The sequence below is a fragment of the Rhodococcus sp. IEGM 1307 genome (assembly GCF_030056915.1).
In the GTDB taxonomy this organism is placed as follows: Bacteria; Actinomycetota; Actinomycetes; order Mycobacteriales; family Mycobacteriaceae; genus Rhodococcus_F; species Rhodococcus_F opacus_D.
In genome coordinates, this window is record NZ_JASHKW010000029.1 from 56,023 (window position 1) to 78,180 (window position 22,158).

21 protein-coding genes and 1 pseudogene are annotated in these 22,158 nt (G+C 63.6%); 14 read left to right on the forward strand and 8 right to left on the reverse strand.

From position 1 onward, the window contains the following. Positions 1-5: 5 nt before the first annotated feature. The 6 genes from QM841_RS38350 to QM841_RS38370 all read right to left on the reverse strand — a co-directional run bounded on the left by QM841_RS38350 (position 6) and on the right by QM841_RS38370 (position 4,000). Positions 6-1,241: a DUF6545 domain-containing protein gene (locus QM841_RS38350; protein WP_283336035.1), complete on the reverse strand. Its 1,236-nt coding sequence runs from the start codon at positions 1,239-1,241 to the stop codon at positions 6-8. Then, a complete protein-coding gene (locus QM841_RS38355; protein ID WP_271209427.1) occupies positions 1,238-1,720 on the reverse strand; it encodes a hypothetical protein in 483 nt (160 codons plus the stop codon). Before QM841_RS38355 ends, QM841_RS38350 begins: the two co-directional genes overlap by 4 nt. A gap of 111 nt (positions 1,721-1,831) precedes the next feature. Then, positions 1,832-2,254: a hypothetical protein gene (locus QM841_RS38360; RefSeq protein ID WP_283336036.1), complete on the reverse strand. Its 423-nt coding sequence runs from the start codon at positions 2,252-2,254 to the stop codon at positions 1,832-1,834. Further along, positions 2,251-2,934 carry an XRE family transcriptional regulator gene (locus QM841_RS38365; RefSeq protein WP_283336037.1) on the reverse strand — a complete coding sequence of 228 codons (684 nt, stop codon included), beginning with the start codon at positions 2,932-2,934 and terminating at the stop codon, positions 2,251-2,253. Before QM841_RS38365 ends, QM841_RS38360 begins: the two co-directional genes overlap by 4 nt. A gap of 259 nt (positions 2,935-3,193) precedes the next feature. Continuing rightward, the gene (locus QM841_RS43660; RefSeq protein WP_143548827.1) at positions 3,194-3,343 is read right to left on the reverse strand and encodes a hypothetical protein; all 150 of its coding nucleotides are present in this window, start codon (positions 3,341-3,343) and stop codon (positions 3,194-3,196) included. 168 nt (positions 3,344-3,511) lie between these two features. After that, complete coding sequence (locus QM841_RS38370) at positions 3,512-4,000, reverse strand: helix-turn-helix transcriptional regulator (RefSeq protein WP_333782126.1); 489 nt, start codon at positions 3,998-4,000, stop codon at positions 3,512-3,514. 337 nt (positions 4,001-4,337) lie between these two features. Between QM841_RS38370 and QM841_RS38375 the strand changes: the two genes are divergently transcribed. The 9 genes from QM841_RS38375 to QM841_RS38415 all read left to right on the forward strand — a co-directional run bounded on the left by QM841_RS38375 (position 4,338) and on the right by QM841_RS38415 (position 15,791). Then, positions 4,338-5,027: a hypothetical protein gene (locus tag QM841_RS38375; protein WP_283336038.1), complete on the forward strand. Its 690-nt coding sequence runs from the start codon at positions 4,338-4,340 to the stop codon at positions 5,025-5,027. A 503-nt stretch (positions 5,028-5,530) separates the two neighbouring features. Further along, positions 5,531-5,788 (forward strand): hypothetical protein, encoded by a 258-nt coding sequence (locus QM841_RS38380; RefSeq protein WP_005245100.1) that lies wholly within the window; start codon positions 5,531-5,533, stop codon positions 5,786-5,788. A 2,047-nt stretch (positions 5,789-7,835) separates the two neighbouring features. After that, positions 7,836-8,423 (forward strand): hypothetical protein, encoded by a 588-nt coding sequence (locus tag QM841_RS38385; protein WP_061700961.1) that lies wholly within the window; start codon positions 7,836-7,838, stop codon positions 8,421-8,423. A gap of 340 nt (positions 8,424-8,763) precedes the next feature. After that, the gene (locus tag QM841_RS38390; RefSeq protein ID WP_283336041.1) at positions 8,764-9,999 is read left to right on the forward strand and encodes a hypothetical protein; all 1,236 of its coding nucleotides are present in this window, start codon (positions 8,764-8,766) and stop codon (positions 9,997-9,999) included. A gap of 1,298 nt (positions 10,000-11,297) precedes the next feature. Next, positions 11,298-12,080: a ParA family protein gene (locus QM841_RS38395; RefSeq protein WP_005572408.1), complete on the forward strand. Its 783-nt coding sequence runs from the start codon at positions 11,298-11,300 to the stop codon at positions 12,078-12,080. Further along, the gene (locus QM841_RS38400) at positions 12,077-12,448 is read left to right on the forward strand and encodes a hypothetical protein (RefSeq protein ID WP_283336042.1); all 372 of its coding nucleotides are present in this window, start codon (positions 12,077-12,079) and stop codon (positions 12,446-12,448) included. The genes QM841_RS38395 and QM841_RS38400 overlap by 4 nt, the downstream gene beginning before the upstream one ends. Positions 12,449-12,603: 155 nt before the next feature. Further along, a complete protein-coding gene (locus QM841_RS38405) occupies positions 12,604-13,902 on the forward strand; it encodes a DUF2637 domain-containing protein (RefSeq protein ID WP_283336043.1) in 1,299 nt (432 codons plus the stop codon). Positions 13,903-14,330: 428 nt separating this feature from the next. Beyond that, on the forward strand, positions 14,331-14,555 hold the full coding sequence (locus QM841_RS38410) for a hypothetical protein (RefSeq protein WP_283336044.1): 225 nt from the start codon (positions 14,331-14,333) through the stop codon (positions 14,553-14,555). A gap of 1,041 nt (positions 14,556-15,596) precedes the next feature. Next, positions 15,597-15,791, forward strand: coding sequence for a hypothetical protein (locus tag QM841_RS38415; RefSeq protein ID WP_283336045.1), 195 nt, complete (start codon positions 15,597-15,599; stop codon positions 15,789-15,791). Positions 15,792-15,895: 104 nt separating this feature from the next. Here the strand turns inward: QM841_RS38415 and QM841_RS38420 are convergent. Then, positions 15,896-16,386 (reverse strand): annotated as a pseudogene (locus QM841_RS38420) (hypothetical protein). Positions 16,387-16,883: 497 nt separating this feature from the next. Beyond that, complete coding sequence (locus QM841_RS38425) at positions 16,884-17,822, reverse strand: phospholipase D family protein (protein WP_283336047.1); 939 nt, start codon at positions 17,820-17,822, stop codon at positions 16,884-16,886. Positions 17,823-18,095: 273 nt separating this feature from the next. On the opposite strand from QM841_RS38425, the gene QM841_RS38430 reads away from it, so the two are divergent. From QM841_RS38430 to QM841_RS38450, 5 genes are all read left to right on the forward strand, one after another. Further along, complete coding sequence (locus QM841_RS38430; protein WP_283336048.1) at positions 18,096-18,323, forward strand: hypothetical protein; 228 nt, start codon at positions 18,096-18,098, stop codon at positions 18,321-18,323. 130 nt (positions 18,324-18,453) lie between these two features. Continuing rightward, the gene (locus tag QM841_RS38435; protein WP_005245088.1) at positions 18,454-18,624 is read left to right on the forward strand and encodes a hypothetical protein; all 171 of its coding nucleotides are present in this window, start codon (positions 18,454-18,456) and stop codon (positions 18,622-18,624) included. Positions 18,625-18,815: 191 nt separating this feature from the next. Next, entirely contained in the window at positions 18,816-19,208 is a 393-nt protein-coding gene (locus tag QM841_RS38440; protein WP_283336049.1) for a hypothetical protein, read from the forward strand. Then, a complete protein-coding gene (locus QM841_RS38445; protein WP_283336050.1) occupies positions 19,205-21,274 on the forward strand; it encodes a hypothetical protein in 2,070 nt (689 codons plus the stop codon). Before QM841_RS38440 ends, QM841_RS38445 begins: the two co-directional genes overlap by 4 nt. After that, positions 21,274-22,071 (forward strand): hypothetical protein, encoded by a 798-nt coding sequence (locus QM841_RS38450; protein ID WP_283336051.1) that lies wholly within the window; start codon positions 21,274-21,276, stop codon positions 22,069-22,071. The genes QM841_RS38445 and QM841_RS38450 overlap by 1 nt, the downstream gene beginning before the upstream one ends. Positions 22,072-22,158: the final 87 nt, after the last annotated feature.

Genomic DNA, 22,158 nt, shown 5'->3' on the forward strand with positions numbered 1-22,158 from the left:
CTTTCTCAGCTGGCTGGGCCAGTGGTTGCGCTCGGGCCTTGCACGTAAGTCTCGACGTAATGGCGGACCGTCGGCCAGTCGTCTGCCAGCGCGATCAATTGATCGCTCGTGGCGGTGAGGTGCTGTTCGCGGGGGCGTAGGTTGAGGAACTCGAGCCGAACGCCTCCATCGTGGGGAGCGAGGTCCGACAGTTTGGCCTCAAGGGCGCGCGCTATCTGCAGTCCAGCCAGGAGTTGCTTGCGCCGGTCTTCGTCGGTGTGCGTAGCTGCGACGTAGTCGATGTCGTCCTGCGCGGCGGGCGCGACGAATCGGCGCAGTCGGAGCAAGGCGTCATGTATCTCGATGATCATCCGATGAAGTTGGCGAGCCGGGTTTTCGGCACGAGCTGTACGGACATCGGGAAATGCGTCAGTGAGGTCTTGCCACAGCAGATGCAACCGACGGATGCTTCGCCCGGTCCTGTCCCAGCCCAGCCGACTCATCACGACCGCGACTGTCGGAACGGTGACCACCGCAGTGGCACCTGTAGTTGCCAGGAAGAAGGTCAGAGCCTTGACCGTCATCTGCGGATCTCGTGTTGGGGTGGCGGTGACGACCTCATACAACGTCGTCAGTGGTGCAACAACGGAATCGATTACGAGCGCACCCGCCAGAGCCACGTTGAGGACGTAGAGAAGGCGCTCTCGACGAGTGGTGTCCTTGGCGCAAATCTCCTTCGAAAACACGCGGACGATCAGCGCACCACACATAAGGATGGGTGCGTAGAAGGCGAGCCAAGCAATCACGGCCGGCCAACCGAGGTACTGGTCAATGAGGAGTCCGGCGTTTCGTGCAGGAGAGCCTGCTACAAGGACGGTCAGGCCGGACGCCAATCCGATTCCGTAGTAGATCCACTGCCTCCGCCACACTGCCACCTCATCGACCTGGGCGGCTTCGACCCCCGTTCGCTGACCCGCGGCCCACAGTTGTGCCATTCCGTAGATGGCCTGCACGATGAGAACGATGAAGCCGAAAGAGATCTGCCGGAGAAGATCAACGTCGCCGAATGGGCCGAGGTAGCGAGCTAAGACGTCCTCCACGATCTGCTCACGGAGGAGCATGCCAGCAGCGGCAAACGACAACGCCTGGTTGATAAGTTGATCGGTCGGCGTTCGATTGAGTAGCCGGAATCTCGTGAGGGTTACGACCAGCAGCAGGATGATGATGGGCCAGGCGATCCAGCCGGTTACGGGTGAAGTCACCGGAAAAAGGTACTGCGGAGAAGGGACGCTCGCCGTTGGCGGACTGTCATTGCCTCGACCATGATCAGGTCTGCGAAGACCTCGGCGTCATGCTCCTGCTCGTCCTCAAAGCTGCTTCGGCCGAGCACCTTGAGGATGGATGATCCCGCAAGGTCGGGGAGCAACGTCGAGAACACCCCGCCATCGAGATCAACCAGGGCACGTTCGTCGTGCTTGAGCATCATGTGGCCCACTTCATGACCGATAATCTGGTCCGCGTGGTACTCCAAGACATCGGAGCCGTAGACGATGAGGTCGTCGTGCTCTCGAAAGAGCCACAGGCCGCAGGTCGTGTCCGAGTCGGTCGCCGCGCTCAAGGCCTCGGATCTGACCGGCACAAGGCGTACCGGTCGTTCCCGGTATTCGGCGACGACCTCGATGAACTTCTGACGTGCCCACGGGACATTGGTCGGCATCCGCCTGACCAGCTCCTGAGCCATTGCTGCGATCGAACCCTCATCCACCCCAGACACAACTCCCGATCGGTTCAAATTGCTCGAAAACCTATCCCTGTTGATAGATCGCTGGCAAATCGCTCCGCCCAGCGCAGGCTAGGCATCGACGTCTGTCTTCGCGGGCGGCTCCGGTGGAAGTTGAGTCAGAATTTCGGCGATCGCACTCGCGAAGGGACCTTTCCCGTGTCGTGCCTCGATTCGCTTTACACCGGCGTTGCGTGCACGAATGACCACCTGCAACTGAAAGTCGACGGCCGCCGCATGAGGCCCATCTTCCGTGAGGTATGTACGTGGCGCGTCAAAGTGCTGTTCAAGCGCCCGGAGCAGCTCAGGTTCTGGCGGAGTCGCCGCTTCACCACCACGTAGTTCTTCGATGCGGCTTGCGGGGATGTCTTGCCCAAGGATCGTGCTAATCGAGCGCGCAACGTGACCGGTGGTCTGTTCAGGGTCCTCTTTGAGGTGAGCCACATCAAAGAGCCTGTTGATTCGCTCGGCGACGACTGGAATATCAACTGTCACGCCAGCTTTCCCCCTTCACGCGTGATCTGTATCTGTTTCGCTCGCAAACGTCGGTGGAACCGTTTGATCATAGTGGGGTCAAGATCGGTGGTCTTACCGAAGAGCCATCGCCGGTACCATTTCTCCTCCGCATTCGGGTCATCATCTGAGACAGGGGGGCTGAGCAGCTCTGTGAACGCATACTCAAGGAGCGGGTGCGTGGTCGAACCGTCCTCGCCGTAATTCCGCTCGAGAAGGTCCGTAATGAACGCTCCGGCGACAGTGCTCACGCATGCGTCGACGTCATCACGCGCTCCACGGAGGTCTGCCGGCGCGATGGGCTGGTTCTTGTCCGAAAGATCGTGCAGAACCTGTTGGGCACTCATCAGACGCAGTACCGTCTGGAGGGAAACCGTCATCGCTCCGCCGCCGGTAGCCAGCGGTTGCTTTACCTTTTCCCTGACCGTCGGCTCTCCGCCATCCCAGTAGACCCGTGCGGCGCTTCCCGGACTCCACTGCAGACCGACATCAAACTTGGAAAGAGTGCTTGGCCTCGGGTTCTGAAGCTCCGCACGCTCAGCCTGCGTTACTACTGGCGGTGTCGGGCCCCCAGCTGCCTTGAGGCCCCCAATCGTCAGATTGAGGAGCTTTCGTCGCTCAGCAACCTTGGCTGCAAAGCGCTGAGGGTCTCCTGATCGCATGCCCACATCATAGGTGCCCAACGAAATCGGACAGCAATTTGCTCACAAATATCAAAGACATCCCGCCAGCATATGGTCAGCAGAGGATGGTTTTTTGCTTCTTAATTGTTGATATTCCCGCTGGAGGCTCTAGGCTGCTTCCGTGACATCCGGGAGCGCAGCCCAACGGCCGGGCGATCGTCGGGGTGACGGTGGCGCATTGAGACCATCGCGATTGACCACCGGCAGGCCCCTTATCCAGATCAGAGCTGCCCGCGGCTCAGGGCTTGACGCCGGCGGGGCGGTTCTTCGTCCGCTCGCAAGCGCCGACGACGACCTCAGCAGGAAGACCGAGCACCTCGGCGATAGCTTCGGGCGTGCCACCACTGAGCCTGGATTCGCCTCGCTCAAGCGTGCTCAACGTACTCATGGAGACGCCGATAATTCACGCCAACCGATCCTGGATGTAGCGGCCGTAGATGATGCGAAGGTCGCCGAGGAACCGCCCATCCGGCGCGATCTCGATGAGATCGTCCATGCGCAAGTCGAGCACGTCGGCGACTGCAGCCAGTCTCTTCGTATCCGCGACGCCCGAGGACTATGCGGGAGTGCCGGCGGGGCGGGTTCGCACCCGCTCGAAGCTTGCTCGCAGCTCCTCCTCCGAAATCTCCAGAGCTTCGGCGAGCTTCTTTGCGAAGTTGTCGGTGAGGCGGGCGTCGCCTCGCTCGATCGCGCCGACCATCGAGGTGCTGATGCCGGCCTTCGCGCCGAGTTGGGGCTGAGTCAGGCCGAGAAGCACGCGCCAGTCGCCCGGGTAGCGATCGTCGCGCTTGATATCGACGAGGTCCGAGACTTCGACTTCCAGCGCGCGGACAACGCGCATCAGGATGTCGATCTGGGGCGACTGACCGCCGGATTCCCACTTGTGGATCGTCTGCAAGGACACGTCGGAGAGGCGAGCAAGTTCAGGACGCCCGAGGCGACGGGATTTACGCAGTGCGATCAGGCGCTCGGGATCGAATCCACGCAGCACACGTCGACTCACACTCACCCTTTTCATCGCCCCGCCTACAGCTTCGCTAGACACCTTGCACTCCCACCATTAACATACGCACGTAGCTTAATGATGTTGCTTAATTATGGACGTGATAGCCGAGCGCCTGAAGCCACACACACAAACGTTTGGAGTCGGAAGTGACCAGATGTGAACGGTCCCCCGGCTGTTAGCGCAGCCAGGGGACCGTCAGAACAGCAAGTCGACTGTTAGCGCAGTCGGACAAGCCATGAGACCAGCGGGTTAGCGGCCCGCGGCCTCGAATGCAGATCGGAGCCTGCAAATGAACACGTTAGATGGCGCTGGTTCTCTACGCCTAGCGACTGCAAGTTCTCATGCTGGTAGAGAGAAGGTCGACGGGCACGATCGCGTGACCAGCGGCCCTCTCCGCGAGATCCTGGCCAAGCATCGTCCGAACCATGACCACACGTCCTGCACGGCCTGCGGGTTCGTCTACACCCCGGCCCGCCCACTGTGCCCGCCCGTCGCGGGCGCTCTGCGCGAACTGTCCACGGGCGCCCTCCGGTCCCAGGACCGGTCTCTGGGCCACTACACGACCGGTCGACTCCGCGCGGTGGCGCGCGAACACACCGGCGAGGGCCGGTGCCGGCGGTGCGGGTTCGTCTACGCCAGTCAGGTGCGTCTATGCCCGACGTCGCGGCGGATCGCCGCCGAACTCGAGACCCGCGGCAAGGCGCCCGTGACCCAGCCCCACACAGGTCAGGGGCTGTGCGCGGGTAAGGGTTCCGGTTGGACCGTCACCGGAACAACAGCCGCGGCGTGGAAGCGTGCGATGGCGGCCTGCTCGGTGTGCCCGCTGCTCGCGCAGTGCGAGACGCAACTGGAGGACAGGCTCGCTACTGGTGTGAAAGTTCGCGAGCAGATCATGGCCGGACGGCTGTTCACCGTCACCGGCCGCGAGATCGAACCCGCTGGGGTCGATGCGTTCGCAGTTGCCCGAGGGAGGACGAAGAAGAAGCAGAAGCCCCCTGCCCCAATCCCGGCCCCCACTCCGGCTCCGGCGCGGCAGCCCGCGCACTTCGGGAACGGGGCGGCATGAGAGCCCGCACGGGTTTCCGCCTGTTGGACGCGCCCGCACAGAATGCCCTCGAACTACCGGCCAGCGGCAACTCAATCCGGAGATCCGAGCAACTTCTCGCCGAATGTCCTCTGGTGATCTCGGCTGAGGCGCCGACTCTGAGTGTGGGCGCCCGAGAGAAGCTCACCGATGTCATCGACTTGGTCGTGACGAACCCTGAAACGGCTTCCGTTGAGCAGATCCGTGAGGTCGCTTCGCTCGCCCGTCTCCATCTCCGCCGATATCCCGCGTAGCAGTACAGATTCAGCGCGCTTCAGAGCAGGGCAGATCGTCCCGATCACCCAATCTTGTCGCGCCCTCACTGGAAGCGGGGTCGCTGAAACCTGCGACCAAGTCCGTTCAGTCCTGATACGCCGAATCGTTCACGAAAGGCAGTCCCCTTCGATGACCACTTCAGTCACATGCGACACACCGAAGAGCGCCGGTTACCCGTATCGGTTACAGGTTCGATCTAGGGTTTCCTCATGGCACAGCACAACAAGGGGCCCCGCGGTCAGATCGCTACTCGCGCACCCCTCAGACACCACAAGGTTTACGAGAGTCGGGCAGCCGAACTCGGCATCCCTGCTGGCGACTATTCCGTGCTTATCCTCGCCATCACGCACGGACTGGACATCCCGGATTACATCAGCGAGAAAATTCGACCGGAACAACTCCGGTTACTCGAAATCGAAGCTGCAGGGTCGCTGCATCGCATCGAGCAATTGGCGATGGGCGCATGAACGACACCTGAACACGGAACAACCCCCAGGGCTTGGCGGCGTCGGGGGTTGTCCGTGTATGAAATTTCGGGACCTTACCAGCTCCCTGACCACCACTACCTCGAAAGGAAGAGGCGGTGCTTACTCCATGATAACGCACGGCCGCAACTCTGCCCTGCCTGCGAACCTCCAGTCAGTCACGTGTCTGTCTCAACGAGACGACGTGCCGGCAACGACACTCCCGCACGGGCGAGACCCTTTCGACGGCGCTACACCTGTGTTGGCCTACCAGGGCGCCTATTACGCGACGGAATCTACGGATTCTGATCTGCGACTTCCGGTGCTGCTTATGCGCGCACCGGCCCTTCCAACTGAGGAGGGCGGTGGGCCTGGCGACTAGCGGATCGGAACTACCTCGATAGCTAATTCAAGAGCAGCGGTACCACCCAAAAGGGACCCCCGGGCGGGGGTGGGTTTAGTCAATGAATCCCGCTGGGAGGACTGGCAGGTCCTCCCGTCTAGGGCGATCGTCTGGCAGGACGGTCATTCCCTGAGGTGAGAAGAAGAAGTGTGCAGCCTCTTCGACTCGGTACTGCATTCCCCGAAGGGATTACCTGTGCTACTAGGTACGTCCCAGGGTAACGCATACCCTGATGCCCTTTCCACGGTTGAACATTCCGATCTCGGCGTGTCGTGGGCTAAATCACACAACTCGCCGATTTCCCAAACCACGCAACCAGCAACGCAACCACTTCAGACCCCGTGGATTGACGAGCTGCGACGACTCAACACGGACACCGATCAGCGCGGGAAATCCTGGACGCTGCCCGTCAATCCCGGCCAAGAAGCAAGCATTCCGATTTGGACAAGCCGCGACGGATGGATGCGACAGGTCCGGTACGCAGTCACCAAGACCGCCGCCGGCCGCGCCGCAGCTGCCCGACACAGGATCGGCGTCGAAAGTATGGTCGCCATCGCTGGCGCGCACGCGTCGTCAGCCGACTCGAAAACTGGGCGCCGCGTTACTGCCACACTCCAGAACCTCGCGGCCCGCGCCGGTGTGTCCGAATCGGTGGTCAAACGAGGTCGCCGCGTGCTGAAGGCACTACACCTCGGCTTCGAGCTGGTACGGGGCCGCACCCTGACTACGCGTGAATTCCAAGCCGCCGAAATCCACCACGGTGGGCGCCAGCACCGCGCTGCCAGCGTATGGGCTCTATCCTCCCCACCTGACCTCGTCGCAACTACCCCCGCTCCCCCACAACCAAAGAAGCGCGGCAGCTCCCACGGCAGGACACACCGCGCGGCGAAGCACGCTCGCCAGACCACCACGCCAGGTTCGAATCCCAATCCCCAAGCCCGCGACCGTGACCCCCTATCTTTGAGTGGTTTTTCCCCGAAGGGGATCTCTTGTAGAGAAGTAATCACCAAACGCGCATGCGCGCGCGAGAATCAACCCTCATCCCCGAATCAGACGAACCCACGCCCAATAAATCTGCAACGAGCCGCCTCGACGCTGGTCGCCGCAGCTCCAGTTATCGCACCCAGCGGCCACATCGGAGCCGTGTGCGACGTCGTCGATCGCGCAGGAATCGACACCACCCGCTGGACAGGACGGGATATCGCCCAAGCCCTGACCGCTGACACCGTCGCGCGAGGTGAGCTCTGGCCAAACACGGTTCGCTCGCCGATCGGATATCTGACCTGGCGTTTGTCCAGAATCGACTGGTCGGGCCCCTCCCCCAGCGAACGACGCGCAGCAGACGCTGTGCACAGCGCACAGCGCCGCGCTGAGCGTGACGCCGAACGCGAACGAGCCCGTCGCGCAGCGGCCTCGCCTGAGCACCGAAAAGCTTTCATGGAACAGATCCGCGCTAGCTTGGCACCCCCGAGGCAGGCGGCCTAATAATGCCCATCGATCCTTGTCGCACCCTGCACATAGGGCAACGCTGGTCGGACTGGCCGCGGACGATCACCACCGCGCCGACCGAGGTACCACTCATCACCAAGTCTCGGCCATATACTGCGAGAATCATTGTGGCCGACTCGCACAGAACGGAGTGCGCTCGTGGGTAAGAAGAACACCGCGTCCCGATCGCCCCACCGCCACCCACGGGTCTATGTCAGCCGGGTCCAGGCGCCTCCCCACATCAGCCGCAACGCAGACTCGATCCGCGAACGCCTCCGCAACGGCGCCAAAACAGTCGTAGTTGACACTGCAGGTCAGCTAATCGAACTCGACGACAAAACATTCGCATCGGCCGGCGACGAGTGGACCCTACGATTTACCGCTGGATCGCAAGCACGGATTCATCTCGACTCACCACTACCCGCCACCGCGCACATCGTCGCCACCGACGCAACGACCGTGGAAGTCACAGGGCAAGTGCATGTCTGGGCCTACACCCACGCGACAATAACTGCCTTCGACCGGTGCAGGGTCGTAGCTCACAATCATGCATTCATCAGAGCGTGTGACCACTCCACTGTGTGGGCCGACGACAATGTCGTTGTTCACGCCTACGACGAGGCCACCGTCCAGGCTAGAGATCACACGATTCTCGCCCTGTCCGACGAGGCACGTGCAGTCGTGGACACCGCAGTTGAGGTTCGCGGTCCGGCCCGCAAGAACATCACCATCTGGGGCACAACATGATTCCCGATCATCGGCAGACTCGGCGCCGTTGACGTACCACCTGTCCAACAGCAGTTCCAAGAGGGCCTTCGTATGCCTGCCTGTCGAAGTTGGCCCTCTCAAGTGCGGTGTGGTCTACCCCTCTTGGCTGTCTGGAAGCTACGCAACCCAACCTGACGTTGCTAGCAATGCGAGCTAGCGTCGCTAGACCACTCTAGCGACGCTGAAGAGTTAGGCGAGCGCCGATGCCCCGGCTATCTACGGTTTCTGTCACGTGACGGCAGATACGGACGTCGCCGGAATCTCACCGGACGGCGCGTCATGATGGCGCCTTGGTCGGTGTCTGTGGTGGACTGCGGTTATGCCCAAGAGCCGTGGCCGCCGCAAGGGCGGCAAAAGCCGACCCGTTCGCCGTGCTCCCAGGCAAGTTCACCCCGCCGATCTTCTGCTGCGCGACGCTCAGCAACTCCTCGAAATCGACGATGTGCTCACCGCCGAGACCTGGGCCAGCGGCTGGCTCGGCGAGGCGTGGTCGACGGCGGCAGTGACCGAACGCAAGCCCGAGCATCAACTGTGCATGCAGGTCACCGGCCGAGCATGCTCCACACCGTCCCCGCACGCGCTGGCCGCGGTCGACGCGCTTGCGCGAGTCGCACCTGCGGCCGACATCTCCATGCTGACTGAAACCCTCGGCATCTTGGCCGAAACCCAACCACCGCCGGCCTGGCACACCGTCGCGGCGTGGACTCCCACCGCGGCGTGGCGCGCGGTCGACGTGTACGACAGCGAACGGGTCCTGTTCATTGACTACGACGGACCCCACCCACACACATTGATGGCACATATCTACCAGGTCGGCGGGCTGATGATCGACAAGCTCGCTCTCCTGAATCCCGGCGCAGCCACCGCGTGGGACCAGCTGCGTGAGCCCGACGAGGCACCGATGCCGCTCCAGTCGGTCCCGGTCGCCGAGGTGCTCGCCGATCTCGCGCACGCGTTGCGCACCACCGACATGACCTGGCCCCGCACCGCCGACGAGGACTTTTGCGATCACCGGGCGCTGACATGGTCCCGCTGCCGGGACTACCTGCCGGAATGGCCCGAACACATCGGACTCCCCGAGCAAAGGCGCCGCCAACTGGTCGAGGACTTCCTCACCGACATCGGAAGCGACGACGAGGTGAGCCGGTCGCTGGCCGAGCTGTTCCTGGACTACGGCGACGGCTACATCGGCGCCGGACCGCTGTGCTGGAGTCCGGGCGAGGTGATGTTGCTGCTTACAGATTGGCTTCCCCGCAAAGCAGTCCTCGACGCCGACCAACGCAACGCACTGCCCTTCGTGTTGCGCCGATGGCTGACCTTCGCGTTGACCCAACAGGGTATCGACCGCCAGTGGATCAGTCTCGTCGTTGATGCTGTCGACACCTTCACACTTGAGTTCCAGGACGCGTTTGACGATGAAACTGCATGGGGCCCCGGCAAACAGGTGGTCGCAGCGCTTTCCGAGCGAGGCATCGACCTCACCGACCGCCACGCCGTCGACGACGCCATTCGGCAACTCAACGCCGAACAACTCGCCCACCGACTACTGCCCTGAACCGTCAGCTGTGAGCACACCCGATTCACACGTCGTGCCGATTCCCTTCTGAACCTGGGGAATGCTTTCCTGCGACGCGTTGCCCAGCGAATGTGCGCTCGTTGGGAAAGCTAAGTGACCTCACAGTGCGATGCTAGTCAGGCTATCTATCGGTGCTAGAGATACTAGATAGCAAAGTAACACTATTCCAGCTATCTCGACTCGCTATGTGAGCGTTGATTGCTCGCCCACCTACGGCTGCTAGGAGTGAAGTCGTAGCTAGCGGTTGAGCGACCGTTGCACTAACGCCCGCTGGCGGAAGTAGCACTTCTCGCGCACCGAGATAGGAACGCTAGGCTAGCTAGCGGAGTGCGGCTAGCCGAAAATCGTGCTTGGTTGATGCGGGGCCAGATCCGCTCGGGCAGCATGTCGAGCTGCGAAGACTCGAAGCCGGCCTGCTCCGTTTCGCCGGGTTCCGCCGTGCCCAGGCAGATGCGATGTGGTCGAGGGATGCGTTTCGCGTGACGGTGCCTCGCGCATCCTTGTGGCGGCGACCCACTGACCTGCTGAAATATCAATGCTAGCTCCGATAGCATTGACGGGATCTACTTTGGTAGCAGGAAGGGAAGCGCAACTATCCAGGCTATCCGGGGTGTCGGCTCTAGCCTTCATATCGCGGATAATTCTGCTACGGAGACGATTACAGCTACTCGTTGTAGCGCAGCAAGTCTCGCAATCCGCGCTATCCGAGAGATGCCAGCAACGATATCTATGTGAGCTAGACGCCGTATGAGCGCTACAGTAGCGCCGCATTCTATAGACGCTCGCACGTCTAGGCTGGCTTGCCTTTCTAGCAGTACCAGCCCTACTAGGCTGGCTATGCAGTCTAGGGGTCGTAGGATCGCTTGCAGAGTTATGAGTGCGAACATAACTACGAGCGTGATGCTTACTAGAGAAGTTCAACTATCGATCGTTGCTGGCATCGCTATAAGCGCAGACGTATCTAATCTCGCTATGAAAACTAGTGCAGTAGCTGTTGCGAGCAAAGCGATTACAGACACCGTAGATAAGGTCACAACCATAGAGGCCATAGCTATGCCTGCGTGCGCAGCGTCGATCGCTACGAAAGCCAAACTAGAGACGCTAGGTGCGCTACACACGCTTGCTCACCTAGCAAAGAACGCTAGCGTTGCTCGGCGTGTCGAGCTAGTTCAGCAGCCAAGCCTGGCTATGCTCCCTACGCGAGCGTGCGGAGTTGCACTAACGCTCATCGCGCGCATCTGGAAGTCTCCTGGCCACGACGGAACGGAAACCAAGTCATGACACGCAAATGCGCGATCTGCAATCAGAAAGGGGGAGTGGGCAAGACCGCCACGACCCTCGGTCTCGCGAGCGCAATAAGCAACGCCGGCGGACACGTCCTCATTGTCGACGTCGACCCCCAGGGCAACGCCACCAACGGCGTAGGCGTCACCATCACCGACGAGATGATGACAACCTACGACCTGATGAGCCGAACCGAGTCGGGCACAGCGATCGACGCCGTCATTGCCACCCCATGGGACGGCGTCGATCTGATCCCGGCCGACCAGACGCTCGCGAACATCGAATCGGATGGGGCCAACGACCTCATCTTCCGCCTCGACATCGCCTTCGAGGGCCTCGACCTCTCCGCCTACGACGCAGTCCTCTTCGACTGCCCACCGTCGCTCGGCAAACTCCTCTTCGCCGTCTTCTGTGCAGTAGACGGGGTCATCGCAGTAACCGAGCCCACCATCGACAGCGTTCAAGGCGTCACCAAGCTCTTCGAAACCGTCGAGAACGTCCAGCGACGCCCCAACCCGAACCTGGCTATCGACAAGATCGTCCTCAGCCGACAGCGGGGGACAGGCGAACACCGATTCCGCGAGAGCGAACTACGCGAGGTCTACGGCGACCTCGTCGCGCGCACCACCATCCCGGAATACGCCACGCGGCAGGACGCACACAGCGCGCGCACCCCGATCCACAAATTCACAGGCGGAAAATCGCTGTCATTGCAGCTCGCCTACACCGACCTTCTCAACGAACTACCCATCAAGACCGCAGGAGCGACCGTATGAGCGTCCAACGTGAACCCGCTATCCGCAGGCCGGCGCACCCTGCCGCAGATCTTCCTGAGCGCCCCCGGGTCGTCAAAGACCCCACACCGGCCGCCGTCGACCAGCAGCCGACGCAACTTCCGACCGAATCGACGATCAGACCCGTCGCCGACGTGCCCGTCACATCGGTCGTGTCTCCTGCACCCGAGGCGGCATCGCCTGTTGAGAAGCTCAGCGAACAACACAACGTACGGTTGCGGCCTTCGACCAAGGCCCGCCTGACACGCGGCGTGGACAAGCTGCGCTACGAGACCGGAGATCGGAGCATCACCATCTCGTCCGTCACCGACGCCGCTCTCATCGAATACCTGACCAAAAACGGCTGCTAGCACCGACAGCGACGATAGCTAGCGTTGTTAGGTGGGTGTTGGAGTGCAAGTTATGCCAACCGCAACGCACTGACCGAGCCGACATAAGGAGGCCCCCGCCGATTGCGCCGGCGGGGGCCCCGTGGACCGGGACCCCGTGGAAGGAAACCCCGATCATGAACGACCTTAGTATCCGAGCAGCACGAATCCAGCTCCGCGCCCTCATTGCGGCCCTAATCGTTGCGATCGCCATTGCGGTCGGTATCACCACCGGAGCGTTCGTGCTGTCGTTCGCCGTGCAACGCGACCTCGCATTGCAGGCCGGAATCCCGCACTACCTCACCTGGATCTTCCCCGCCATTGTCGACGGCGCAATCCTCGGCGCAACGATCGCCATCGTTGTGCTGAGCAAAATCAACGGCAGCGCAACGGGGAAGCATTTCTTCCTCTGGCTCGCAGTGGTCGTCGTCTTCATCAGCGTCTTCGGCAACGCCTACCACGCCTACCGCGCAGGGGAAGCCGCCGCACGGAGTGCTGCAGCTGGCATCGACCTGGGATACACCCCACTGACTCCAACCGGCGCATCGCTCATCGCAGTCATCCCGCCACTTTTGGTCTTAGCTTTCACCCACGGTGTCGGAATCCTCATCAAGGCCATCGGCACCGCCCACACCGAGTACACCGCGGTCGTCCGAGATGCCCGCGACCGCGAACAGCAGGACGGTGAGGACATCGCGGACCATTATCCGACGGTGGCGGCAGAGTCGATGCCGGCATCCGAACGGAACGTTGGCCATGTTGCGGACATCGTTGCGCCGCACATTGCTCAGGACCCCGACGTTGCGCCGCGCATTGCTCAGGACCCCGACGTTGCGCCGCGCATTGCTCAGGACCCCGACGTTGCGCAGTTCGCCGACGTTGCGCAGTTCGCCGACGTTGCAACGGCAGGCGACTGCTCGGCACTCGACGACAGCCGTGCGACCGCCGTGACCGGACCTGAGAGTTCCAGTGGCGTTGCGGATGCCGCGCAACGAACCGAAACGAATCCAGATGACCGCACCGATGTTGCGACCCTCACCGAGGAGCACGTTGCGCGCAGTGCACTGGACGGAAGCAATGCCGCTGCACTGAAGGTCAGCAATGCGCTTGAGGACTCGCAAGAGCCATTCGTGTTGCCGGACGAGGCCCAGACCATCGAGAACCTCCTCGACTTCATCGAAACGTGCGCCGACTTCGAGCCTGTAGTGAGGGAGACGGCCCGACTGCGGATCATCGAACAGCACAGCTACGCGGAGATCGCCACCCTCACGCGGGCCAAGGCCGCAAGCACCGCAATGCGCCGGTTCGACAAGGTTGCGCAACGCGCGGTCGACGCCGGGTTCCGGACGCCCCCGTTGCCGGAGCTCGAGGAGATGGCGGACGGACGCAATGCGGCAACGCTCGATCCGCAGTACACATTGGTCGGGACACCCTGATCACCCGCCCCGGCAGGGCGGCGACAGCCAGTTCGTACTCTCCGGCGTTCGACTGGGAGTAGCACGCCCCTTACCCAGGGACTCCCGAACGGCCGCAACACCCAGCGCCTTTGACCGCAATGCTGCCCGACGTTGCAGCACAGCCAGATGGAGTTGCAACGCAACGCCGGCAGTGCGAGATTGGCAACGCAACGTCAGATTCGGATGCAACGGACAACCGGACGTGGGCCGCTAAGCAGACGCAACAACGTCGGCGCATTGCAGGTGGGTGGGGGACGCGTTGCATGTTGGACCGCTGGTGATCTACACAATTCAGCTGAGAAGAGTGGATGAGGGAGCGGTTGTGGAATGGTTCGTATCGTTTTGGGATCTGGAGACTCAGCGGACATCGGTGCGCGCGGGGGGAAGCGTCCAATGGCGTTGACGCCATGGCTCAGGTCATCGCCGCTGGGCGCGAGCTGGCGCGCCGAGACGACGGGTCTGTGGTCAATAGGACTGCCCACATCCGTATCGGAACAGAGCTGGCGGCGGTGGCCGGGTTCGACGATCCACACCTCAGCGACGAAAACCTGAGCTGCCGTATCGAGGCCGCCATCACCGCGAAGCAACAACACGCCCGCACGATGCAGCAACGTATACCCGTCGAGTTCTAGTCGCGCTCTCCTCTGGGGTACCTGGTGACGCTGACGCCCGCCGCAGGCACACCCATCCCGCCACTCGATCTCGAAGTGGGCGAGTAGATCCAGGACTAATGTCGTTTCGTCAGTCAGCGCCCTCGGCACGGAATACTCAGGTATGACGGCCGTAGTGGTGCACCACAGCCCAAGGGGAACCCCGGCGACCCGTGCTGCGATCGGATGTGGGGCGCTCGCGATCGTGCCAGCCGGGGCCACAACCCGACGACTCCGCTCGGCGTGCCGTGGGCTGCGACCGTCGGCGTCGCGGTGATTCTGGTGCTGCTGTGCGGCGCTGGTGGCAGGGGAGAGCGGACAAGTTTTCATCACTGTGACGTAAGTGCCCGAGCTTGGGCGGTTGTCTATTTTCTTTGTCGGCGGCCGGATGGCTGCCGCGGAAGTGGCATCGTCATGAATCGTGGGCCGAAAAGGCTCTGCAGCTCCGCGACCGTGACCGTGACGGTGACCGTGATGCGAGGATAGCTAGCGCCGCTACGCTAGCTATCATTGCAATTGCGGGTTGCGTATAGTGCAACGCAAGGTGCCCGTCGTGGTGCCTCGTCCGTATCGACCACCCCGGGAGTCGTTCTCGCGGCGAGTAGGGCTGTAGCGGAACTGGTCGATGACATCGACCGAGACAGTGTCCGGCGATGAGGGCGAGAGCATCAGCTACTCGTCGTCAGTGCCGAGTACGAGATCGATCTCAAGGACGAGAACGCCAGCGCGTTCCACGCAGCCCTCGACTACTGGATCACACATCGAGGTGGCTAGGTGGCGGTGAGCGCCGCTCATTTCGTGGCGCGCCTAGATCGTGCAACCCTTCTGTGACGCCTACTGATCCGGCATCGCACGTCTGGGGGATCGGTGACGGATCGAGCGGCGCCGACTGAAATCTGTCGTAGCCGGGCCGACGGTGTGGGGGTCATGGATTCGTCAGGACCGGATTCCGTGCCTCTACTTCGTCGGTCGGTTGTGCCATGCTGGTGCCAGGTTCGGTGACGTCGCGAGCGTGAGGGTGACATGACTGTGCAGGTGATCCAATCCAGTGGACACAATGGGTGGGCGGTGCGTTGCGATCTGTGTGAGCACCGATTCGATGCCGCGGTCGCCGGACAGACCGCGGCGGTGGCGTTCGCCCGGATCAACGGGTGGGTCGTCGGCGAGACCACCTGGTGCCCGATGTGCGCGACTGCCCGCATCACCCGAATCGCCTGAGGGTCAGACGTCCGTGTGCGGTTTGGTTCACCGGTAGGTTCCGGGCAATCAGGAATCGTCTACAGCCGCTCACCATTCGGCTCGTCGAGCAGAGTCGCGCACCGTCACCGCGGGGCATCGGACCCGAAGGTGGTGGGGAAGGGGCTGGACCCGAGCGTGAGGGTGAACGAGGTGGGGTGGAGTCCGACCTGAGGCCAGCTGGTGGTGACGGTCAGTGATCCGGTGGTCGGGTAGGTGCCGATCCAGTACTGCGGCGTCGTTCGGTACGGCCCGGATCCCTCCAGCCCGGAATCGGGTGTCGGGTGGAACGGGTCGGCCGGGCCGCCGAGGTCGTCGACAAGAATGCGCACGGCCAGATAGGACCACTGCGCCGACCAGTCGTGGGCGTCGGTCAGGGGCCGGGTTTCAAAGCGCGCGAAGTCGGCGCGGACCCCGGCGACCCACAGCGCGAACCGCAGCAGCAGCCCGGACACGAACGCGGTCACCTCCGACAGTTCGAGCGTGAGATCCTTCTCGGCCACGATCGGCATCGCCGCGTGCACGGCGTCCCTCCGGTAGTGGGCGGCGCGAGGGCCGGCCAACGATGGCGGCGCATGCTTCATCGTCGCACTACTCGGCCCGGCGGTGTCTGTGAATTTCCTGAGAGTCCCTCCCCGCGAGAACGATTCGAACACGAGTCTTACCTCCAGGTAGCTGAGATCAGAGTGCCTACCCCGCCGGTCGCCGAGGGGCGCAAGCTCTGGGGTTGGTCCACCAAGGCACGACGAACGCACGACGCTCGGTGACTCTCCAGCACCGGAACCAACACGGCAGCGGAGAAGGGTATGCGGGCAGTGCCAGTGGGCGGCGATGGTTAGGCCGACAATGCCGGCGACCGCGACGAGCATGAGGAGGGCCAGTACTACGGATCCGAGGACGGTGCACACGCGGATGGTCAACACCGCCGGGCCGATGGTCACGGCGACACCCGCGTCCGAGGACTCGAGGAGTGCCGCGCCGTGTCGCGGTATCTGGTGCCGTCCAGCGTGCCAGCAGTCGGGCTTGTCGGGTTCTGCGGCGCTGACTCTCACGCTGACACAGGCTCGCTGACGATCAGAGGTCCCACAACCCCAGCAACGCGGACCTAAGGCCAGGGGAGCGGACGAAATGGTCAGTCCGCAGCCGTGAGCCAGGGTGCCCCAGATCGGTCAGCGCCTTCTCCGCATCGGAAAGGAGGAGTGGAGACAGGCCGGTGCGCAGGCGCAGGAAGTACAGAACCGCTCCACCGGACCGCGGGATCTTCATCGGGTCGGACACCACGACCGCGGGCGCGTAAATCCACTCGTCATCGGCGAAGACGATCACGTCGCCCCGCCTCACACCGCTGGGCCTGTCGAGGCGAAGCGATTCGAGCTGATACTTCGCCGCCGGGCCGCCGCGGCTGTGGTGCCGGCCCCGCTGGTTGTCGAGGACCTGTTGTTCGGTGGGGGTGGGTTCGTAGTCGACGGCGTGTTTGACGAACATCCGGGTCACGGGCGTCGGCAGGAAATCTGTCTCGGTGCGGACGCGGCCGGTGACCCCGGGCAGTGGGACGGCGCGGCCGATCTCCCACTCGAGGATCGCGTCGTCGAGGAACACCTGATCGACTTCGGTGATCTCGTCGAGGCTGTCGATGAACTTCCGCACGGAGGCGATGATGTCGGGGTCGTCGGTGATGACCACGGCGTCGTCGGCGAGGGTGGAGTTTTCAGACGCGTTCGCCGACCCGATCACCGCCCGGTTGTTGGTCGCGATCACCTTGGCATGCAGGGTCGGCGACGACAGCACCCGCACCCCCTTGTTCACGTAGTACGCGAGGGCGGCGGGAGAGGTGGCGTGCGCCCGGACCGCAGCCTTGGAGGCGTTGACGACCAGGACGTCCCCGGTGCGCAGCGGGAGCAGCTCGGGTGCATCCTGTCCGAGATAGCCGATCGCCGCGTACCGGGCGCCGCGGGTGCGGATGGCGCGGGTGATGTGTGGCCACGGGCTCGGGCCGTGGAAGGTGGTCCCCATACCGACAGACGGTAACCGGCCCGCCTTGCGTGTGGTGCCGGTCCCGGGCAACGCTAAAAGAAGCTCAACGGGGGGCGCCGCCGGCCCGGCGCTCCCCGGCGAGGTCGACGGTGGCGCGTGGGCGGGCTGACCGCGGTCTCCCGGGGTGCATCATCCGGTCGAATCTCGGTTGCGGACAACGTGTCGGCGTCGGTGTCGGCGTCGGCCCCGACTGTCGGCTCGGCGCTCTTACGCTTGTGAGCACCACGAGACGAGACCGGCGGGAGAAGGATGATGAGTTACGAAGCGATCTACGACGGGGTTCGTTATCCACTCGCCGATGCGGCCGCCGCGCACGGCCTCGAGGAAGCGGTCAGGGGTGTCTTCGACGGCAACGGCAACGGTGGATTCGTCGGGTTCGTCAGCCAGAACTCGACGGTTCGCCTGCTGATTACACCGGCGACTCCGATCGCGATTCGGGGCAGTGACGAGCCAAATCCGAGCGTCGTCTACCGCTGGTAGCCCAGCCCGCAGCAGATACCTCCATCGGGCCGCGACGGTGTGTCCATCCTCGCGGAGGCGTCGGTGTCCGCGAGACTTTCGGCAACGATCCACCGTCAACACAAGGAGGGTAGGGTGCCCAGCCTCACTTTTGGGTGGTGTCACCTACGGCATCAGCCAGACCAGGTTCGAGGCCACCCGGGAGCTGCTCGCACGGTTCGCCGAGGGACACACCCTGGGAGTGGCGATGTCGCTCACCCATGACGGCGCCCGGCACCACCTGTTCATCACCCCCGGGGTGCCGATCACGCTGGTGGAATGACGACTCCGCGGTGGTCGCATCATAACGGTTTCCCGCGGAGACACTGCCCGGGCGGTGTCTCCGGCGACGTCGCCACCAGCGCCCGTCGATGCCCCGGCGGGAGGTAACACCCCGGTCAGATCCTGGCCGCAACTCTGCACGTAAACATGCCAACGAAGATACCGGCATGAAGGCGCGTAGTGGGTAGGGTGATGTCCGCGCACGGATACGGGTGGCATACCGAACACGAGTGGGTGGGGATGGCGAAGATAGGAAATTCGGAAGGCGGCGCCCGCCGCCGCCCGACCGGGGCCGGACGAGGCGCCGCGGGCTCGGGGAAACGCGCGTCCGGTGCGGCAGAGGGCGGTGGTGCGGGAACGCCGAGTCCGGAATTGACGGCGAAGCTGGAACCGCGGAAGGGGCCGGCGAAGGTTCCGCTCAATACCCGGGTCCTGGCCTCGACGGAGGCCCGGTTGAACTGGCTGGTGAACGATCGCCAATCCACGGTGACCAATGTCGTGGACGTGGCCCTGCAGGAGTTCTTCGACCGCTACCGCGTCCCGCCGGCAGATCACGACGGCCGGATCACCGAGCAGGAGTCATGAGCAGTCCGTGGGAACAGATCCCCCTGTTCGCACTGCCCGAGACAACCCTGACGACATCTCCCTCGTCCGCCGATGACGTTCTTCCTGACGATGACGTTCTTCCCGACGACGACGTTCTTCCCGACGACGACGTTCTTCCCGACGACGACGCTGTCGCCGTCGATGCTGATGTCTTCTTCGAAGCCGATCATGCGGATTCTGAGCCGGCCGCTGCCGCACACCCTGCATCGCCCGAGCGGTCGGATGTCGCCGAAGCCGAAGCCGGCGCCCCGACCCCGCCGACACCCGAGACGGACAGCGACGCGGCCGCCAGCGCTGCGGTGGACGACGACGAAGTGGACGACGACGCGGCTAGCAGCGCTGCGGCTGGAAACCACACGGCTGGAAACGACACGGCTGACAACGAAGAGGCGGGCAACGACGCGGCGGATCCGCCGGTGTGGGAGACGCTGCCCGCCGGCGAAGAAGCCGATGGCCATGCGTTGATCGTGACCGCCGACGGGACCTACACACCCTCCGGGCGGGAGTTGACCGGTCCCGTCGATTCGGTCGAGAAGCTGGACAAACTGATCCGCTGGGCCTCGCTGACACCGTTGGGCGCCCCCGCACAGATCTGGGTCGTCGGACAGGCCGCGTGCGAGCTGCTCGGGTGGATCATCGACCCGGGCAGCGAAGACGACGTCGACGACATGGAGGCCCTGCGCAACCGTGCCGCCCAGGAACTGACCGCGGTCCTGCACGCCACCCTGACCCCGATGCTGAACGCGGGCTGGGAGTTGCGCGGCGAGCCCGGGCACGTGGTGCATCTGTCCCGCTCGATCGGGAACTTCACCTCGATGGTCGATGTGGTGATCGAACCGTACGTGTGGACGTACTGGAACAAGGACTTCGGTTGGCACAACCGGGTCGGTGACATGGGCATCCTCGGCTCACCGACGGCCGGAACGTATCTGCCGGACGACGATCTCCCCGCGGCACGGGAACTCGGTCGCCGGTTGGCCTGGTGCGCCCAGCACCTCGGGGTGCTCCCGGGACCAACGCCCGCGCGGACCGGTGCCGCCCTCGTCGACAAGATCAAGCGTGAACGCACCCGCAGCGGCAAAGGGATCGTCGTCACCACCCCTGGTTCGGTCCCACCCCTGGACGGCCCGCCGCGGGGAGACCTCGAACCCGCCGTCGGCTGGACCCGCGTCCCCGACGCGCAGGATCTCGACAACGTCCACCGGTTGGTGTCGATCGACCAACGCGCCGCCTACCTCGCCTCCGCCGGGATGCTCGAATTCGGCTACGGGCAACCCACACACCTGACCGGTGACACTGCTGCCGCTGCGGCGGTGGGGGAGAAGGGTGCCCCGTTCGGGCTGTGGCGGATCACCCTGCCGCCCGGGCAGACACTGTCACTTCCCGACAAGCTACCTCTGCCGCACCCGCACATGCTCGCCGACCAACCGGTGCAGACCTGGGTGACCACGGTCAGCCTCGACGGACTGTGCTCACCCGTGGCAGACGGAGGAATCGGCGCCGACCTCGACGACCTCGACATCACCGAGGCCTGGGTCTACCCACAACAGGGCCGGGCGCTGGACAAGTGGGCCAAAATCCTCCGCGAGGCCCGCAAGACCGCGGTGGACACCGACGACGACGCGACGAAGCGGTTCCTCGGCACCTGCTACAAGGGCTACATCGGGCGAATGGTCAACCCGGACATGTGGACTGCCAAGCAGATGCAACACCACCACCAACCGCTCTGGCGTGCGTCGATCATCGCGCACTGCCGGTGGCGCGGCCGCCGCGTCGCGATGCGGATCGCCCGCGAACACAATCGTTGGCCGGTCCGCACCGTCACCGACTCCTGGGTGTACCTCCTCGCCGATGGCGAGGACATCGCCGACCCGAGCGAGGCGCTGGGGAAGATGTCGGTGGAGAAGGACGTGGTCCTCACCGACACCCTCTTGTACGCCTTCACATCGGCGCAGGACGTGCACGAGGTGAACCTCGCGATCAAGGCGGCCTTCGCCGACAACGAGGACGCCGGTGCCGACGACGAAGGGGAGGGGGTGCTCTGATGGCCCTGCATCTTCCGAAGCCGCGCACCAAAAAGCCGGCACAGGAGGCGGTCGGCCTCGACGGCCTCAAGGTCTCCGTCGCCAACGCCGCGACCAGCGGTGTCGAAAAATCAAAGCAGGTCAAAAGCGGTGGCCTGGCGGGGCTGACCAGCAAGGTCTCCGTCAAGCAGCTGCGCAAGGAACTCGGCAACGAGGGCCTGCGGCAGGCGGCGATCGATGCCGGCCGCACACCCCCGTCGGCTCGCACGTTGCGCCGGTGGGCGCAGCAGGGCCGCATCCCCCACCCGGATGTTCTCGAGCGAGCCCAACGCCGTGCCGCGATCGAACGCCTCGGCGGAGTCGACGCCGTGGCCGCCAAGATCGGCCGGTCCCGCTCCGCCGTCTCCCGGTACCGGTCCGGGGAAACGAACGAGCTGCGTGCCGACGCCAGCAAGAAGCTCAAGAACGTCAAGGCCCAGGACATCATGAAACGCGCCGGAGTGTTGCGGCCGGACGGAACCCCGAAAAGAGCGGTCATCCGCGTCAAGGGCGGCGTCATGGTCCGTAACGGCGCCGACGAGGGCTACGACTACCGGGTCCGGACACTGGATTTCGCGAAATCGGACACCCCGTTCACCAGTGAGGAGTCACGCGAACTGGCCGCCGCGTTAGCGAATGACGATCACGCCCGGGTCGTGGCCTTGCTGGAGCGGCACGCCACCCTCGACTACCCGGAGAACAAGGGCTTCGACAAGTACAGCGACCAGTTCGGATTCCACTTCGACCACATCGACTCCGTCCACATCGACTGGATCTGATCGCAGGCATCACCGGCCTAGGAAATCCCGAGGGGACGTGTCGTTCTCGCAGCTCAAATCGCGGAAAACCGTTGCTATCGCGGCAGC

Coding starts and splice junctions, on each gene's coding strand:
- QM841_RS38445 (WP_283336050.1), top strand. CDS start 19,205: ATGAGCAGTCCGTGGGAACAGATCCCCCTGTTCGCACTGCCCGAGACA.
- QM841_RS38405 (WP_283336043.1), top strand. CDS start 12,604: ATGAACGACCTTAGTATCCGAGCAGCACGAATCCAGCTCCGCGCCCTC.
- QM841_RS38425 (WP_283336047.1), bottom strand. CDS start 17,822: ATGGGGACCACCTTCCACGGCCCGAGCCCGTGGCCACACATCACCCGC.
- QM841_RS38400 (WP_283336042.1), top strand. CDS start 12,077: ATGAGCGTCCAACGTGAACCCGCTATCCGCAGGCCGGCGCACCCTGCC.
- QM841_RS38410 (WP_283336044.1), top strand. CDS start 14,331: ATGGCTCAGGTCATCGCCGCTGGGCGCGAGCTGGCGCGCCGAGACGAC.
- QM841_RS38390 (WP_283336041.1), top strand. CDS start 8,764: ATGCCCAAGAGCCGTGGCCGCCGCAAGGGCGGCAAAAGCCGACCCGTT.
- QM841_RS38450 (WP_283336051.1), top strand. CDS start 21,274: ATGGCCCTGCATCTTCCGAAGCCGCGCACCAAAAAGCCGGCACAGGAG.
- QM841_RS38380 (WP_005245100.1), top strand. CDS start 5,531: ATGGCACAGCACAACAAGGGGCCCCGCGGTCAGATCGCTACTCGCGCA.
- QM841_RS38355 (WP_271209427.1), bottom strand. CDS start 1,720: ATGGCTCAGGAGCTGGTCAGGCGGATGCCGACCAATGTCCCGTGGGCA.
- QM841_RS38365 (WP_283336037.1), bottom strand. CDS start 2,934: ATGCGATCAGGAGACCCTCAGCGCTTTGCAGCCAAGGTTGCTGAGCGA.
- QM841_RS38430 (WP_283336048.1), top strand. CDS start 18,096: ATGAGTTACGAAGCGATCTACGACGGGGTTCGTTATCCACTCGCCGAT.
- QM841_RS38415 (WP_283336045.1), top strand. CDS start 15,597: ATGACTGTGCAGGTGATCCAATCCAGTGGACACAATGGGTGGGCGGTG.
- QM841_RS38395 (WP_005572408.1), top strand. CDS start 11,298: ATGACACGCAAATGCGCGATCTGCAATCAGAAAGGGGGAGTGGGCAAG.
- QM841_RS38440 (WP_283336049.1), top strand. CDS start 18,816: ATGTCCGCGCACGGATACGGGTGGCATACCGAACACGAGTGGGTGGGG.
- QM841_RS43660 (WP_143548827.1), bottom strand. CDS start 3,343: ATGAGTACGTTGAGCACGCTTGAGCGAGGCGAATCCAGGCTCAGTGGT.